The sequence below is a fragment of the Arenibacter nanhaiticus genome (assembly GCF_900141935.1).
GTDB lineage: Bacteria > Bacteroidota > Bacteroidia > Flavobacteriales > Flavobacteriaceae > Arenibacter > Arenibacter nanhaiticus.
Genome location: NZ_FQYX01000001.1, coordinates 148,682 through 163,765, shown reverse-complemented (window position 1 = coordinate 163,765; position 15,084 = coordinate 148,682). Strand labels below are relative to the sequence as shown.

Genomic DNA, 15,084 nt, shown 5'->3' with positions numbered 1-15,084 from the left:
CAGGGCAAGGGATATAGTGAAGTGCCCGCCCGACGAAGGAGGGAACGCCCAAATCACCATGCCAGAAGCTGCCCTACAAGCTTTGACACACCTCTTTAAGGGCCTTCACAACAGTTTTCGACGCTTTCACAACATAAACCTGCAGCCCTTATATCTTAGCCTTATATTTAGGATACATCAGTGGCGACCTAGCTGCGATAAAAAAAAATTGACATCGATTTGAAGGGAATTAAAAATCTTCATCGGCAACCTATAGATCCAAATTAACAAATCCTACATGCTAAAAAGGCACTCTTATCGAGTGCCTTTTTTATATAGTATAACCAGATTTTAAATTATAAGGAATAGCTAAGCCCAAGTAACCAATAGGATTGCAACTTATTGTCTACGGTATCAAAAGTAGGCGCCGGGTCCGTAGCTCCTGCCTTAGAGATAGCATAACTTAAGGCTTCCTGTTTATTTTTCCTTAAACCAAAATCGAAGCCTACCCCAATGACTTTCCACAGGGTATACCCAAAATTATTGGTCCACGTCCAGTTGGAGAAATCCGAGCTTTTATAGCTCTGGAACATGGACAGATTGGTTTTAAAGTTTACATTCCCAAGTTTTCTGCTATAGTCTGCCACTATTTTAGCTCCCAGGGAAGATTCGAAAACAGTTTCCCCGCTACTAAATACGAAGTTGTAGTTTAACGGATGAATTACTACCACCAAATCTGTAATGGGGGTCCAAGTGGCCCCCATACCGGTATCCAAATAGCCGGGGTCGTTAAAATTATCTATAATGGTGGTCCTATATTCTGCCAGGGCAGAAATGGCGAAGGTACTACTGAGTTTTTGACCGTATAGGGACGAAATATTAAAAACATCTGTGGCGGCCTGAAAGCTATTATCGTCCGTATCGATATCCCTATCGTCTATTCTTACCCAACTTAAATTTACGTTGGCAGCATTTCGCCAAAAGAAAGTGTCCTCGGTAAGATTGGCAAATCCGTTGACAGAAATCCCAATGTTTCCTGCGTTGGAGTTGGGAGTAGCCTTGGAATACCAACTACTGAACCCAGATAGGCTGGCACCAATAGTACCAAAGGCACCTTTTTTCCATCCGGGCAATGCATCTATTTTGGACTGTACCGCATTTAGATTGGATTGGATGGCAGCAATGGAGTCCTTTTTCTGTTTTTTCTGAGCTTTTAACTCCTCTAGTGTTTGGGCAAAACTAATATTGACTGCTAACAATAGCAGTATTGCCATGGCTAATTTTTTCATGTTGCTAATAGTTTTAGTGTTCGTAGAATAGAAAGTTACGAAAAAAGGGAATGCCAAAAAAAGCTTGAATCCCTTATTTTGCTTTGAACAGGGGTACGGACGAACAGGCTTCACCATACATTACACTTTTGGCAACTGCTTGGATTTTAAGCATTATCCACAAATATGCATTGGGAGGCACAGGTTTGTTAGAACACCCTTTAATGATCACCATCTTGTCTTGGTATTCCGAGACATCGAGGTTTTCCAAAACTGTTTGATACAGGGAGGTCTCCAAATGCTCTAAGGTACCCACCACTACTTTTTTGGCATAAGGCTGTAACTTAGATGCTATTAACATATAGGACCATCCTGGCACGATAGCCTCCGTAGAACAGTTTAAGGCCACATAGGCGTCCTGGTACTGAGTCCAGTCGTGTGTTTCTAACTGCGCCCTAAATTCCTTTTCCCGCAATATAAAGCCCTCGTACAACCAATCCTTTATATCTAAAAGAACCCGGTTTCCTTTAGGGTAATATTCTTCCAAATTAAAGCTAAGCAGCTTGCTCTGAGCTACTCTATTTACGATTCCGGAATTATTTTCTAGGTCCTTAGGTGCCATATGGTGTTACATTTTATACCTATCCTACTGCCTTAGATGCAAGGCACCTAAGGGCAGGAAAAGTTGTTTTAAGCTTATAAAAGAGAAGATCTCTTATGGAGTGTTGAGTACTATCGGTTCGCTAGTGACCCCTACAGCATGCCTAGTTCTAGCTTTGCTTCCTCACTCATTAAATCTTTGGTCCATGGCGGATCGAAGGTAATCTCTACCTCAACATCTTTAATTTCATCGATAGATTTCACCTTTTCCTCTACTTCCATCGGCAAGGATTCTGCAACCGGACAATTGGGAGATGTTAAGGTCATTAAAATTTTTACCTCGGTATCTTCATTGACAAGAACGTCGTATATCAATCCTAACTCATAGATATCTACAGGAATTTCCGGATCGTATATCGTTTTAATAACTCTTACTATTTTCTCGCCCAATGCTTGGGTATCTATATTTGTTACTTCTTCGCTCATTCTTTTATAATTTATAGCCTTTTGGTTGTAAGGCACTGTTGCCAGCGCTAATTTTACGGCCAAATAGGGCGTTGGGGCTAGGTATGTATTAATTTAATTGTGTCTGGTATGCCACGGCATACAATTTTAATTGTTTTATCATGCTCACCAAGCCATTGGCCCTTGTTGCAGACAAATGTTCTTTCAACCCTATTTCATCGATAAAGTCGGTATCGGCCTCTATAATTTCCATTGGTGTATGGTTGCTAAAAGCCCTCACCAGAATAGCGATGATCCCTTTGGTAATAATAGCGTCGCTATCGGCAGTAAAAACCAACTTATCTCCCTCCAATTCGGCATGTACCCACACCTTGCTCTGACATCCTTTAATAATATTATCGTCGGTTTTGTATTGAGGCTCTATCATGGGCAAAGATTTCCCTAGCTCTATCATATATTCATAGCGCTGCATCCAATCTTCAAACATGGAAAACTCATCTATAATTTCTTCCTGAATTTCTTTAATGCTCATAGCTAAATTTTGTCCAAAGGTACAATAAGTCTCGTTTCTAATCAACACAATAGGTTAAGCTTAACAAAATTGCATCCTATCTAAATGGTGAACAATGAAAGTGATATGGTTTTACAGCTTGCTTTATCGCCAACGGATTTCCCGAGATTTTTATTGCACTCCTATCCTGCCCCACTAACCACCGTTAACACGCTGGTTCCTTTATAGTTTGCCGACAAAGAGAAGGGGATAAAACCATCACATTTTATCCCCTTGCTTATTTATATTGGTAGTCCCATCTATTCCTAGGACCTTGTTTACCTTACAGCAACATGGCTCTGGCCTTTTCTACGGCAGCGACGAGCACATCTACCTCTTCCTTGGTATTGTAAAAGCTAAAGCTAGCTCTTACGGTCCCGGGAATTTTAAAGAATTCCATAATCGGTTGTGCACAATGGTGTCCGGTTCTGACGGCCACCCCTAATTTATCCAAAATACTCCCTATATCATAGGGGTGTATTCCTTCTATATTAAAAGATACCACAGCTGTTTTTTCTTTGGCTGTCCCGTAGATCTTTAGACCTTCGATAGCCAAGAGTTTTTCTGTAGCATACTGTAAAAGTTCGTCTTCATAGGCGGCAATGGCCGGAAACCCTATGGCATTCATATAGTCTAGTGCTGCTCCAAAGGCAATTCCCCCACAAATATTGGGTGTTCCGGCCTCGAATTTATGCGGCAGGTCGGCGTAGGTAGTTTTCTCAAAGGTCACCTCTGCGATCATTTCGCCCCCACCTTGGTAGGGCGGTAATTTTTGCAACCAGGCTTCCTTGCCATATAACATGCCCACCCCTGTAGGGCCACACATTTTATGTCCGGAGACCACATAAAAATCGACGTCTAGTTGCTGAACATCGGCCTTGATATGTGGGGCTGCCTGGGCGCCATCGATAAGCACTGCCGCACCTTTTTTATGGGCACTATCTATAATTTCTTCAATAGGATTCACCGTTCCAAGGGCATTGGAAACATGGTTACAAAACACCAACTTGGTACGGTCCGAAAGTAATTTATGGAATTCGGCCATCACCAACTCCCCTTCTAGATTCATGGGAATCACCTTTAAAATGGCCCCTGTACGCTCGCATAACATTTGCCACGGCACAATATTGGAGTGGTGTTCCAAGGCCGATACCATTATTTCATCTCCCGGTTGTAAGATAGCGGCAAATCCGTTTGCTACTATATTAATACCATGGGTAGTTCCTGCGGTCAATATAATTTCGTGTGCCTTCTCCGCATTGAAATGCTTTTGAACCTTGATTCTGGCCTGCTCATAGGCATCTGTAGCCTCCTGGGAAAGCGTATGCACCCCTCTGTGAATATTGGCGTTGTAGTTGCTGTAATAGTCCACAATAGCATCGATAACCTGTTGTGGGGTCTGGGAAGTAGCCGCATTATCTAAATACACCAATGGCTTGCCATTGACCTTCCTGTTTAAAATGGGGAAGTCCTTGCGAATCGCGACGATATCTAAAACGGTTTGTATCATAGTGGAAAAAATAATCCCTGCCGAAACAGGGATGGTATAGTATTACAAATCGAAGCCTAAGTTCACTCCTAATTTGTTGGCAATTATTTTATTGATCCTTGTTTTTAGTTCTGGGATCCTTACGCTTTCCAATACATTATTGGCAAAGGCATACATTAATAAAGCCCGAGCTTCTTTCTTAGGAATCCCTCTAGACTGTAGGTAGAACAAGGCGTCCTTGTCTAACTGTCCAATGGTACAACCATGCGAACATTTTACGTCGTCTGCAAAGATCTCTAACTGCGGCTTGGTATTGATGCTAGCCTTATCGCTCACCAAAATGTTGTTGTTTTGCTGAAAAGCATTGGTCTTTTGGGCCAATTTTTCGACAATAATCTTACCGTTGAATACGCCGGTAGCATTTTCATCGTAAATCCCCTTATAATCCTGGTGACTTTCGCAATTAGGCTCAATATGGTGCACCAAAGTATGGTGGTCTACCAATTGTTTTCCTTCAATAATAGTCACCCCTTTCATGGTCGATTCTATGCGTTCGCCATTTTGATAGAAATTAAGGTTGTTACGCGTCAATTTCCCTCCAAAGGAGAAGGTGTGTACTTTTACATGACTTGCATCTTTTTGGTCGATGTAGGTATTATCGATCAAAGAAGAAGAATGGGCATCGTTTTGGATCTTGTAATAATCAACGATGGCATTTTTAGCCGCGTATATTTCTGTTACAGCATTGGTCAACACCTCATTGGTAGTTAAACTTTGGTGGCGTTCTATAATTTGTAACTCGGCATTTTCCTCGGCGATGATCAGGTTCCTTGGCTGCAATAGCGCCGCGGCCTCACTACCCGTTGCAAAATGTATGATCTCTATAGGCTTCTTGGGTATCTTGTTCTTGGGAATATAGATATATGCCCCTTCCTTGCTAAAAGCAGTATTTAGCGAGGTTAAAGAGTCGTCCTTACAAGCAATCTTATTAAAGTACACATCTATTACCGCCTTGTAGGTAGGCTTGTTCAATGCCGAACTCATTAGACATACATCGACACCTTCATGGGTTGTCTCTGAAAGAAAAGAGCTGTAAACCCCATCTACAAACACAATTTTGTAGGTATCTATTTCATTCAAGAAATATTTTTTAACATCCTTAAATTCAAGGTTGCTTTCCATTTTCGGGAAAATGCTAAAATCTATTTTTTGAAGGCTGTTTAAGGACGTATATTTCCAGGCCTCCTCTTTTTTAGAAGGGAACCCTTTTGCTTCAAAATTCTTTATAGCTGCTGTTCTAATGTCATGTACCGGATTGTCTACATCGACATTATTCTCAAAAGCCAAGAAAGAGGAAACTAATTTTTCTTTTAAATCCATTGTTCACTTATTGTCGTCCCCTTACTAAATTGGGAACCTTATTTATTTTGAATATAATTGTTCCTAAATGATTCCTGCGCCATGACAAAATTTTGAAAATTTAGCACAACACAAGACGGCTTGTTACTTACTTAACTACGGCCTCATTTTTTAACCAATCATATCCTTTTTCTTCCAATTCCAGAGCCAATTCCTTGGTGCCTGACTTTACGATTTTCCCATCGTGCAATACGTGGATAAAATCTGGAACGATATATTCCAACAAACGTTGGTAGTGGGTAATTACGATTACCGCATTATCCTTTGTTTTTAGTTTGTTGACCCCGTTGGCTACTACGCGCAAGGCATCGATATCCAAACCAGAATCGGTTTCGTCCAAAATAGCCAATTTAGGCTCTAACATAGCCATTTGGAATATCTCGTTACGTTTTTTCTCTCCTCCTGAAAACCCTTCATTTAAAGAACGGGACAAGAATTTTCTATCGATTTCTAGCAATTCCGATTTTTCACGGATCAATTTCAACATATCTTTTGCCGGCATATCTTCCAATCCCTTAGCTTTTCTAGATTCGTTGATAGCGGTTTTCATAAAATTGGTCACCGATACTCCAGGAATCTCTACTGGGTATTGAAAGGAAAGGAAAACACCTTTATGAGCTCTATCTTCAGGAGAAACATCTTCTAGGTTCTCCTTGTCCAATATCACTTCTCCTTCTGTAACCTCAAAATCTTCTTTACCAGCAATTACAGAAGCTAAAGTACTTTTTCCTGAACCGTTTGGCCCCATTATAGCATGTACCTCTCCTGCATTTACCGTTAGGTTTATACCCTTTAAAATTTCCTTATCTTCTACCCTTGCGTGTAAGTTGTTAATTTTCAGCATCTTTTCTAAATTCTGTTTATTCTAATAATTGGGTGCCTTCGGCAATTTTTTAAAATCTTCTTTCTGGTGTAGCGAAGAACTCTTTGTTTCATTCCCCAGACATAACCTTTTGGGTTTTCCTTTGGGACAAGTCTTCACTACATGGTAATTAAAAACAACGGCTGTATTGGCCAAGTGTTTTTATCGAGGAATGTCCCCGATCATTACTTTATATTATCCAACGGAACCTTCCAAACTGATCTCCAATAATTTTTGCGCTTCTACGGCAAATTCCATTGGCAATTTGTTCAATACTTCCTTGCTAAAACCGTTTACAATTAACGCAATAGCCTTTTCGGTATCGATTCCTCTTTGGTTACAATAGAAAATCTGGTCTTCTCCAATCTTACTGGTAGTGGCCTCGTGTTCTATTTGTGCCGTACTGTTCTTTGCTTCGATGTATGGAAAAGTATGTGCTCCGCATTCGTTCCCCATTAAAAGGGAATCGCACTGTGAAAAGTTTCTGGCATTCGTTGCCCTACTCCCTACCTGCACCAAACCTCTATAACTGTTTTGGGATTTTCCTGCAGAAATACCTTTAGAAATAATGGTACTTCTTGTATTCTTCCCTAGGTGGATCATTTTAGTGCCCGTATCTGCTTGTTGAAAGTTATTTGTTACGGCGATAGAATAAAACTCTCCAATAGAATTGTCTCCTTTCAAGATACAAGAAGGGTACTTCCATGTCACTGCTGAACCGGTCTCTACTTGTGTCCAAGAAATTTTTGCGTTCTTCTCACAAATTCCTCTTTTGGTCACAAAATTAAACACCCCACCTTTACCTTCTTTATTCCCTGGGAACCAGTTTTGAACGGTAGAGTATTTTATTTCAGCATCATCCAAGGCGATCAATTCTACTACTGCGGCATGCAATTGATTTTCATCTCTAGAGGGCGCGGTACAACCTTCCAAGTAACTCACATAACTACCTTCATCGGCAACGACAAGGGTTCTTTCGAACTGTCCGGTTCCTGCTTGGTTAATCCTAAAATAAGTAGACAGCTCCATAGGGCAACGTACTCCTTTTGGGATATAACAGAACGACCCGTCGGAGAATACCGCAGAGTTCAAGGCCGCATAAAAGTTATCTTTCTGTGGCACTACGGTCCCTAGGTGTTTCCTTACCAATTCCGGATATTCTCTGATCGCTTCGGAGATAGAGCAGAAAATAATTCCTTTTTCTCCCAAGGTCTTTTTAAAAGTGGTGGCTACGGACACAGAATCCATTACGATATCTACGGCCACACCGGCCAACTTCTTTTGTTCGTCCAAGGAAATCCCCAGCCTTTTAAAGGTGTCCAACAATTCCGGATCTACCTCGTCAAGACTATCGTATTTTGGTTTTTTGTTCGGTGCGGAATAGTAGGAGATAGCCTGAAAATCGGGTTTGTCGTAAGTTACATTTGCCCATTCCGGCTCTTCCATTTCTTTCCATATACGAAAAGCTTCCAAACGCCATTCCGTCATCCATTCTGGTTCTTCTTTCTTTTTAGAAATTGCAACCACAATCTCTTCGTTCAAACCATTGGGAAACGTATCCGACTCAATATCAGTATAAAAACCATACTCATACTCTTTGGTCTCTAGTTCTTTCTTTAATTCTTCCTCTGTGTATGCCATAAATCAGCCCCCTTTTAACTCCTGTCCCCTTTACTGTTTTAGGGTAAGGAGATATGTTTATTTTACTCTTTTTCTTACTTTACTCGTAGACCCCTTGGGATCTTATTCTTTACAAACCTTGCTCCTTTCTAAAAAAGGCAGTTTGGCCTATAATGAAAAACTTTCCCCACAGCCGCAGGTTCTCTGTGCATTTGGGTTGTTAAACACAAACCCCTTGCCATTAAGTCCGCCAGAATACTCCAAGACAGTACCTACTAAATACAGAAAGCTCTTTTTATCGACTACGATCCGTACCGCATTATCTTCAAATATTTTATCGGTCTCCAATGCTTTGTTGTCAAAATCGAGCTCATAGGACAAGCCGCTACAACCGCCGCTTTTTACCCCTACTCGCACATAATCCTTGCTAGCATCGAAGCCTCCCTCTGCCATAAGAGATATGACCTTTTGCTTGGCTATATCAGATACTTTAATCATACTTAATTGGATTTAATCTAAATAGATTACAAAGATAGTACTTATATAGGGTTTTACCATACTTCCTAACATTATTCTAACGCATAGCACTATCAGGCTTTTCTATCACAAAAATAAAAGGGAAGGACCGCTTTTCCAGGGCCAATTTTCAGCCGTTTTTTTATCGGTTTCCCTCAAAGGGAAACGGCCTTTTAAAAGTCCGTTCAGCCACTCCCAACACTCCTTGTCCGCTGCCTTTTCCTACTACCTCCCCATTTGATCAAATCAGTCTTTACCGCCTCTCCCTCTATATTTTTTCCTTTCAAAACATCCTTCCTCCCGTCTATGTTTCAAGGGTTTATTTTTTTCACAAAAACGCAAGGACGACCTCCTTAAGTAACTAAAAAGCAATGTAATGGGATAATACAACAACCTAAGACGCACTTTTTTGTAACAAAAAAGGTGTTGAGCCCGCGGTTCCCTAACGGATCTATTCCGATTTTTTAACGATAAAGAGGCCAGAATTAATATCGTTGACAATGATCTTCTTACTTTTAAAATATGGATATACGGTCCATGCCCCCTTACCTCCCGGTGAATTGTCTGCCGCATAGGTGTCAAAATACCCTTGTTCGATGATTTCTTTCTGCCCTATTCCTGCGATGTTCAGCACTCGCATGCCGGCTGCATAATTGGCCAAAAAAAACTCGTTCCCCAAGACATACCCGTTATGGTCTACCGCCCTAGTTTTTCCCAAGTAGGCATGGTGTAGCACGGGGGCATCGAGATCCGAAAAATCAAAGATCAAGCTTCGGGTGTTATATCCAAATCTTGACTCGTCTGCTTCATCACCCAATAAAAAATAACGGTGATCCTCGCTTAACCACCCTTGGTGAGTGTACCCCAAATCTGCATAAGTGAACGAAGCTATACCAAGCGGATTTCCTTTGTCGGTTACATCTACTATCACCACCTTATCTTCATTTGCCCCAAACAATATTTCCCTGCCGCTATAATCCGTATCGGGACCATTGTATATGACCACTTGCGCGTCGTGACAATAGCCCCCTTCCCCATACCCGCCAAGGCCGACAGGGTTTTTAGGATCTTGGATGTTTATAAAATGTACTCCGCCATTAAAGGCATCGTCCCTGGCTGTTCCTACGGCATAGGCATAGCCTGTAGTTTCGTTTATGTGTAAATTGTGACTGTTTCCAAAGCCCGTATACCGTGCAACGGCCGAAAAAACCTGCGGTGCAGTACCAAGCTTGCCCAATTGCGTCAGGTCAAAAACCTGCATCCCATGGTCCGAGGTTTCGGCCACTACAAAAGCATGATTTTTATAGACCTTGATATCGCGGGCCGAACTGGCTCCTGTGGCAGCGGGTAATTTCCCTAAATACACTAACTTATCGGCCTGGGTAATATCTACAAAGGCCACCCCGTTGTTTAACCCAACCAGCGCATACTCTCTATTGCGCTCACTATCGGTCCACCCCCAAATATCGTTCGCCGAAGTAGCGTCCATTTCCCTCAAAGACAATTTGCCCAACAAATCATAGCCCTTGCATGGATAAATATCCGCCATCCCATTTTGACATGGAACAACATTTTCTGGCTGCGGATTGGCTATCAGGGAATCGGTACCCGAATCCTTCGAACACCCCAATGCCAAAAGCATTAAAATTGTAACACTCCATAGCTTTTTCATAACCTACTTATTTAAAATGAAACAAACACATTAAAGACAAGATTCATGAATCTTAAAATTGAAGCATGCCTTGACCTTGGTTTACTGGCAGGTTAAATGTTTAATAGCTGGATAACATCCAGGGATTAGGAGGGGAATTTTAAAAAAACAAGAAAATGTCAGTCGACAATTTAAGGTTTAACGGTTTATAAAGATACAACATAAAAATATCCTACTTAAATTTGCCGCATGTTAGAAGATAAAAACCCACAAAAGACAAAGCTGGAGCAGTTGGGAGAATTTGGATTGATAAAACATCTTACCAAAGATTTCGCCCTACAACAAAAATCCACTATCAAAGGTATCGGTGATGATGCTGCAGTACTAGATTTTAAAGATAACAAGGCAGTAGTTTCTACGGATCTATTGATAGAAGGGGTACATTTTGACCTCAGCTACATGCCGCTAAAGCACTTAGGCTACAAAGCCGTTATGGTAAATTTATCGGATATTTATGCGATGAATGCTACGGCTACCCAAATAACGGTCTCCATAGCCGTTTCCAATAGGTTTCCGCTCGAGGCCATAGAGGAGTTTTATAGCGGGGTGGCCTTGGCAGCAGAAATATACAAAGTAGATTTGGTTGGCGGAGACACCACCACCTCTACCAAAGGCATGCTCATTAGCATTACCGCCATTGGCGAGGCCAAAGACGAGGAGCTCGCCTACAGAAACGGTGCCAAGCCAAACGACCTATTGGTAGTAACCGGCGATTTGGGCGCTGCTTATTGCGGCCTGCAAGTCTTAGAAAGAGAAAAGGAAGTTTTTAAAGTCAACCCAAACAGTCAACCAGATTTATCGGAATACACCTATGTGGTAGAACGACAATTAAAACCGGAAGCGAGAAGGGATATTAAAGAGCTGTTGAAATCCTTGGAGGTACAACCTACTTCTATGATCGATATTAGCGACGGGCTTTCTTCGGAAATTTTACACCTATGCGAAGAAAGTCAGGTGGGCTGTAATTTGTACGAGGATAAAATACCCTTAGATCCTACCGTGATAGCTGCTTGTGAGGAGTTTAATATAGACAGCACCTTGGTGGCACTAAGCGGGGGAGAAGATTACGAGCTGCTCTTCACCATAGATCAAAAAGATTTCTTAAAAATTAAAGGCAATCCAAATTTGACCGTGATAGGACATATGACCGATAAGAATGAAGGAGCACATTTAGTGGCCCGTAACAATTCTAAAATCCCGATCACAGCACAGGGGTGGAATTCCTTTTCCTAAGAATCCGTTAGGCTACTTGCTGGGATTCCTTATGCCTTCTTTGATAAAGATCTTCCAAGGTGTTATTGATATCCTGCTTTTCTGGAGTTAGGGCAGATAGGTTACCACTGACATCGGTGGTAACTTGCTTTTTGCAATGCACACATTGATATTCTTTAATATGATCGGTTACTCTCTTAGAAACAGCAAAATGGTGTCCTAGAATACCGCAGCAGAGCGCATTGAATTTTGATCCGAAATTTGACAATAGATTTTTCATAGGTCAAGATTTATAAATACAAAAATTAGTTTGGGTCTCTAATATGCAAAAATTAACTTTAAAATTAAAAACTAAAAAGCATTAATTCATTAATACTTTCAATACTCTAACGCCTACGAGCGTCATTTATTGAACACCAACTGTTTTTTATGGGATTTTTAATGTTAAAAATCGGTTTTTTCGATAAAAAAACTAATTTTAACGTCAACAAGCATAAATTCTTTGCGGTGTTTTATAGGCAGTCTTAGGCCCAAAAAGCAATATACATGCTAAAATCGAAAGAAACCCTGGTCACCACCTTTGCCCTATTTTCCCTGTTTTTTGGGGCAGGAAACTTAATATTACCCCCTTTTTTAGGATTCCAATCTGGCCATACTTGGTGGTTGGTAGCCATTGGTTTTTGTCTTTCTGCTGTATTGGTGCCCATTTTAGGGATATTGGCCCATGCCAAATTGCAAGGTACTATCTATGACTTTGGAAAGAAGGTATCTCCTGGTTTTAGCTTAGTGTATTCCTTACTTATATATGGTATTGCCATAGCCCTTCCCTCGCCAAGGACAGCCTCGGTAACCCATGAAATAGCCATACAGCCATATTTTACCACCTCTTCCCTACTCACCAGTATCTTATATTTTTCCCTAGTCTTTCTCTTTGCCATCAACAGGTCCAAAATCTTGGATATCCTAGGCAAGATTCTGACTCCGGCCATCATTATCATTTTACTATTAATCATCGGCATCACCTTATTTGGACTCGATTTTAGCTTTGGCAACGCCTCATTCCCCAGTCCGCTCAGTGCCGGTATTTTAGAAGGGTACCAAACCTTTGACGCCATAGCTGCTATTGTGGTTGGTGGTGTAATCATCATTTCCATCAATCAAAAAAACAACCATGCCAGTTATCACGACAAGAAAAAACTCATTGCTACGGCAGGCTGGTTGGCTGGTTTAGCTTTGTTTTTAATCTATACTGGACTCATTTTTTCCGGATCGGTATTGCACCACCACTTTGATGATGATGCCACCAGAACCGAACTATTGAAAGGCATTAGCCAGATAAGCCTAGGCAGTACTGCCAACCTCTTACTCAGTCTTTTGGTAAGCCTTGCCTGTTTTACTACCGCAGTAGGTATTGTCACGGGGACGTCGGACTTTATCAAGGACAGGTTTCAAAATTCCCAAAAAGCTTATATCATCACCGCAATGGCAGGCTGTCTTTTAGGGATAGTCATAGGACAATTTAATGTGGCGTATATTATAAGGATTGCCCTACCCGCTTTAATGTTTATTTACCCCATTACCATAGTGCTTATCCTACTGAATGTAGTTCCCGAAAAATATGGTTCTTCCCTTGTTTTTAGGACGGTAGTCTTAGTCTGCATCCTTTTTAGTATTCCCGACTTTTTGGCAAGCATCGGAGTTCCGATGGCGACAGAAGGCAATGCTGTTCTTAGCCTGATTCCATTTAGCGAATACAGCTTAGGCTGGGTATTACCGGCCCTTATAAGTTTTGTGGCAGCGAACTATTTTCACAGCCGCAGAACGAATACTCATTAAAAAACAATCACAAAAAAAGAGCTGGTACAGACCAGCTCTTTTAATATATGTTGCTGCCGTAAGGCAAGAATACCTAGGCGTTCATCAATGCTTCAATTTCCTCTACGGTAATAGGAATACTTCCCATTAGGTTAAAGGGCTCTCCATTTTCCTGAATCACTACATCATCTTCTAAACGGATTCCCATATTCTCCTCAGGAATATAGATTCCCGGTTCTACGGTAAAGACCATATTGGCCTTCATTGGCGTTTTTAAGGCGCCGTAATCGTGGGTATTCAATCCTATATGGTGACTGGTACCGTGCATAAAGTATTTTTTATACGCTGGCCAGTTTTTATCTTCGTTCTGCACATCGGCCTTGTCCAACAATCCCAGTCCTAAAAGCTCAGAGGTCATTAATTTACCTACTTCCTCGTGATAGGCTGCCCACATGGTTCCCGGAACCAACATTTTAGTAGCCTCGTCCTTTACCCTAAGAACAGCATTGTACACCTCTTTTTGACGAGGGGTAAACCTACCGTTTACAGGAATGGTACGGGTTAAATCACTAGAGTAGTTGGCGTATTCTGCCGCAACATCCATCAATAACATATCCCCATCCTTACACTCGCGGTTGTTCTCTATATAATGTAACACATTGGCGTTGTTTCCTGATGCTATGATTGGCGTATAAGCAAACCCTTTAGACCTGTTACGGATAAACTCATGCAACAATTCCGCCTCAATTTCATGCTCCCATACCCCTGGTTTTACAAAGCTCAGTAAACGTCTAAACCCTTTTTCCGTAATGTTACAGGCAGTTTGCATCAAGGCAATTTCTTCAGGCTCTTTTACCCCTCTGATATCTTGTAAGATCGGGCTGCTCTTCTCCCATTTGTGGGCAGGATAATCTTGCTTACACTTTATAATAAAGCGGTCTTCCCTTGTTTGGGTCTCTACCGCCTGACGGTAGTGCTCATTGGTATTAAAGTATACCGTCTCGGCCTCGGTCATAAGATCAAAAAAGATCTTATCAAAATCGGTCAACCAGTAAATAGAAGCGATCCCCGATACTTCGGTGGCTTTCTCCTTGGTTAATTTAGCTCCTTCCCAAACAGCGATATGGGCGTTTGTTTCGCGCACGAAAAGAACTTCGCGGTGCTTTTTATCATGGGCATCCGGGAACAACAACAGAATAGTTTCTTCCTGATCGGCTCCTGATAAGTAAAAAAGATCCCTGTTCTGTTCAAAAGGCATGGTACTATCTGCCCCGATAGGATAAATATCGTTAGAATTAAAGACCGCAATACTGTTCGGCTTCATCCGGGCCATAAACTTTTTGCGATTTTTTATAAACAAATTCTGATCTATTTGCTCGTACTTCATAGCTATATTTTAGTTGTTTTTAAGATTAAAAAGAGACTGCATGCTGCCTTTTCGCAGTCGCCCGCAGCAATTCTCATAAAGAATACCTACTGAGCCAATTGCAGCTTTTATTTTTGTCCTAGCAAATTTAAGAAATCAAAAGTGCTTCACACATTTTAACTCATAATCATTTGCTAAGATTTCCCCCTTAA

The 15,084-nt window shown here is 41.3% G+C and carries 14 protein-coding genes; 2 read left to right on the top strand and 12 right to left on the bottom strand.

The annotated features are described in order from the left end of the window. Window positions 1-335: 335 nt before the first annotated feature. From BUA16_RS00695 to BUA16_RS00650, 10 genes are all read right to left on the bottom strand, one after another. On the bottom strand, window positions 336-1,268 hold the full coding sequence (locus BUA16_RS00695; protein WP_072762718.1) for a DUF3078 domain-containing protein: 933 nt from the start codon (window positions 1,266-1,268) through the stop codon (window positions 336-338). 73 nt (window positions 1,269-1,341) lie between these two features. Next, window positions 1,342-1,869 carry a DUF2480 family protein gene (locus BUA16_RS00690; protein ID WP_072762717.1) on the bottom strand — a complete coding sequence of 176 codons (528 nt, stop codon included), beginning with the start codon at window positions 1,867-1,869 and terminating at the stop codon, window positions 1,342-1,344. A gap of 131 nt (window positions 1,870-2,000) precedes the next feature. Further along, on the bottom strand, window positions 2,001-2,333 hold the full coding sequence (locus tag BUA16_RS00685) for an SUF system Fe-S cluster assembly protein (protein WP_072762833.1): 333 nt from the start codon (window positions 2,331-2,333) through the stop codon (window positions 2,001-2,003). 88 nt (window positions 2,334-2,421) lie between these two features. Next, window positions 2,422-2,844: a SufE family protein gene (locus tag BUA16_RS00680; protein WP_072762716.1), complete on the bottom strand. Its 423-nt coding sequence runs from the start codon at window positions 2,842-2,844 to the stop codon at window positions 2,422-2,424. 301 nt (window positions 2,845-3,145) lie between these two features. Further along, complete coding sequence (locus BUA16_RS00675; RefSeq protein WP_072762715.1) at window positions 3,146-4,372, bottom strand: aminotransferase class V-fold PLP-dependent enzyme; 1,227 nt, start codon at window positions 4,370-4,372, stop codon at window positions 3,146-3,148. Window positions 4,373-4,414: 42 nt separating this feature from the next. Then, window positions 4,415-5,731, bottom strand: a complete 1,317-nt coding sequence (gene sufD / locus BUA16_RS00670; protein WP_072762714.1) for a Fe-S cluster assembly protein SufD — start codon at window positions 5,729-5,731, stop codon at window positions 4,415-4,417. A gap of 127 nt (window positions 5,732-5,858) precedes the next feature. Next, the gene (gene sufC / locus BUA16_RS00665) at window positions 5,859-6,614 is read right to left on the bottom strand and encodes a Fe-S cluster assembly ATPase SufC (protein ID WP_072762713.1); all 756 of its coding nucleotides are present in this window, start codon (window positions 6,612-6,614) and stop codon (window positions 5,859-5,861) included. A 213-nt stretch (window positions 6,615-6,827) separates the two neighbouring features. Further along, a complete protein-coding gene (gene sufB, locus BUA16_RS00660; RefSeq protein ID WP_072762712.1) occupies window positions 6,828-8,273 on the bottom strand; it encodes a Fe-S cluster assembly protein SufB in 1,446 nt (481 codons plus the stop codon). 147 nt (window positions 8,274-8,420) lie between these two features. Continuing rightward, window positions 8,421-8,750 carry a HesB/IscA family protein gene (locus BUA16_RS00655; protein WP_072762711.1) on the bottom strand — a complete coding sequence of 110 codons (330 nt, stop codon included), beginning with the start codon at window positions 8,748-8,750 and terminating at the stop codon, window positions 8,421-8,423. Window positions 8,751-9,219: 469 nt separating this feature from the next. Beyond that, window positions 9,220-10,440 carry a choice-of-anchor B family protein gene (locus BUA16_RS00650; protein ID WP_072762710.1) on the bottom strand — a complete coding sequence of 407 codons (1,221 nt, stop codon included), beginning with the start codon at window positions 10,438-10,440 and terminating at the stop codon, window positions 9,220-9,222. Between the two features lie 228 nt (window positions 10,441-10,668). On the opposite strand from BUA16_RS00650, the gene thiL reads away from it, so the two are divergent. Further along, a complete protein-coding gene (gene thiL, locus BUA16_RS00645; protein WP_072762709.1) occupies window positions 10,669-11,712 on the top strand; it encodes a thiamine-phosphate kinase in 1,044 nt (347 codons plus the stop codon). A 7-nt stretch (window positions 11,713-11,719) separates the two neighbouring features. Here the strand turns inward: thiL and BUA16_RS00640 are convergent, their stop codons facing one another. Then, the gene (locus tag BUA16_RS00640; RefSeq protein WP_072762708.1) at window positions 11,720-11,971 is read right to left on the bottom strand and encodes a hypothetical protein; all 252 of its coding nucleotides are present in this window, start codon (window positions 11,969-11,971) and stop codon (window positions 11,720-11,722) included. Between the two features lie 266 nt (window positions 11,972-12,237). On the opposite strand from BUA16_RS00640, the gene brnQ reads away from it, so the two are divergent. Then, a complete protein-coding gene (gene brnQ / locus BUA16_RS00635; protein WP_072762707.1) occupies window positions 12,238-13,527 on the top strand; it encodes a branched-chain amino acid transport system II carrier protein in 1,290 nt (429 codons plus the stop codon). Window positions 13,528-13,600: 73 nt separating this feature from the next. On the opposite strand, the gene BUA16_RS00630 is transcribed toward brnQ, so the two are convergent. Then, complete coding sequence (locus BUA16_RS00630) at window positions 13,601-14,893, bottom strand: aminopeptidase P family protein (protein WP_072762706.1); 1,293 nt, start codon at window positions 14,891-14,893, stop codon at window positions 13,601-13,603. Window positions 14,894-15,084: the final 191 nt, after the last annotated feature.

Excerpts from the sequence above, each read along its gene's own strand:
- BUA16_RS00695 (WP_072762718.1), bottom strand. The coding sequence starts at position 1,268 with ATGAAAAAATTAGCCATGGCAATACTGCTATTGTTAGCAGTCAATATT.
- BUA16_RS00690 (WP_072762717.1), bottom strand. The coding sequence starts at position 1,869 with ATGGCACCTAAGGACCTAGAAAATAATTCCGGAATCGTAAATAGAGTA.
- BUA16_RS00685 (WP_072762833.1), bottom strand. The coding sequence starts at position 2,333 with ATGAGCGAAGAAGTAACAAATATAGATACCCAAGCATTGGGCGAGAAA.
- BUA16_RS00680 (WP_072762716.1), bottom strand. The coding sequence starts at position 2,844 with ATGAGCATTAAAGAAATTCAGGAAGAAATTATAGATGAGTTTTCCATG.
- BUA16_RS00675 (WP_072762715.1), bottom strand. The coding sequence starts at position 4,372 with ATGATACAAACCGTTTTAGATATCGTCGCGATTCGCAAGGACTTCCCC.
- sufD (WP_072762714.1), bottom strand. The coding sequence starts at position 5,731 with ATGGATTTAAAAGAAAAATTAGTTTCCTCTTTCTTGGCTTTTGAGAAT.
- sufC (WP_072762713.1), bottom strand. The coding sequence starts at position 6,614 with ATGCTGAAAATTAACAACTTACACGCAAGGGTAGAAGATAAGGAAATT.
- sufB (WP_072762712.1), bottom strand. The coding sequence starts at position 8,273 with ATGGCATACACAGAGGAAGAATTAAAGAAAGAACTAGAGACCAAAGAG.
- BUA16_RS00655 (WP_072762711.1), bottom strand. The coding sequence starts at position 8,750 with ATGATTAAAGTATCTGATATAGCCAAGCAAAAGGTCATATCTCTTATG.
- BUA16_RS00650 (WP_072762710.1), bottom strand. The coding sequence starts at position 10,440 with ATGAAAAAGCTATGGAGTGTTACAATTTTAATGCTTTTGGCATTGGGG.
- thiL (WP_072762709.1), top strand. The coding sequence starts at position 10,669 with ATGTTAGAAGATAAAAACCCACAAAAGACAAAGCTGGAGCAGTTGGGA.
- BUA16_RS00640 (WP_072762708.1), bottom strand. The coding sequence starts at position 11,971 with ATGAAAAATCTATTGTCAAATTTCGGATCAAAATTCAATGCGCTCTGC.
- brnQ (WP_072762707.1), top strand. The coding sequence starts at position 12,238 with ATGCTAAAATCGAAAGAAACCCTGGTCACCACCTTTGCCCTATTTTCC.
- BUA16_RS00630 (WP_072762706.1), bottom strand. The coding sequence starts at position 14,893 with ATGAAGTACGAGCAAATAGATCAGAATTTGTTTATAAAAAATCGCAAA.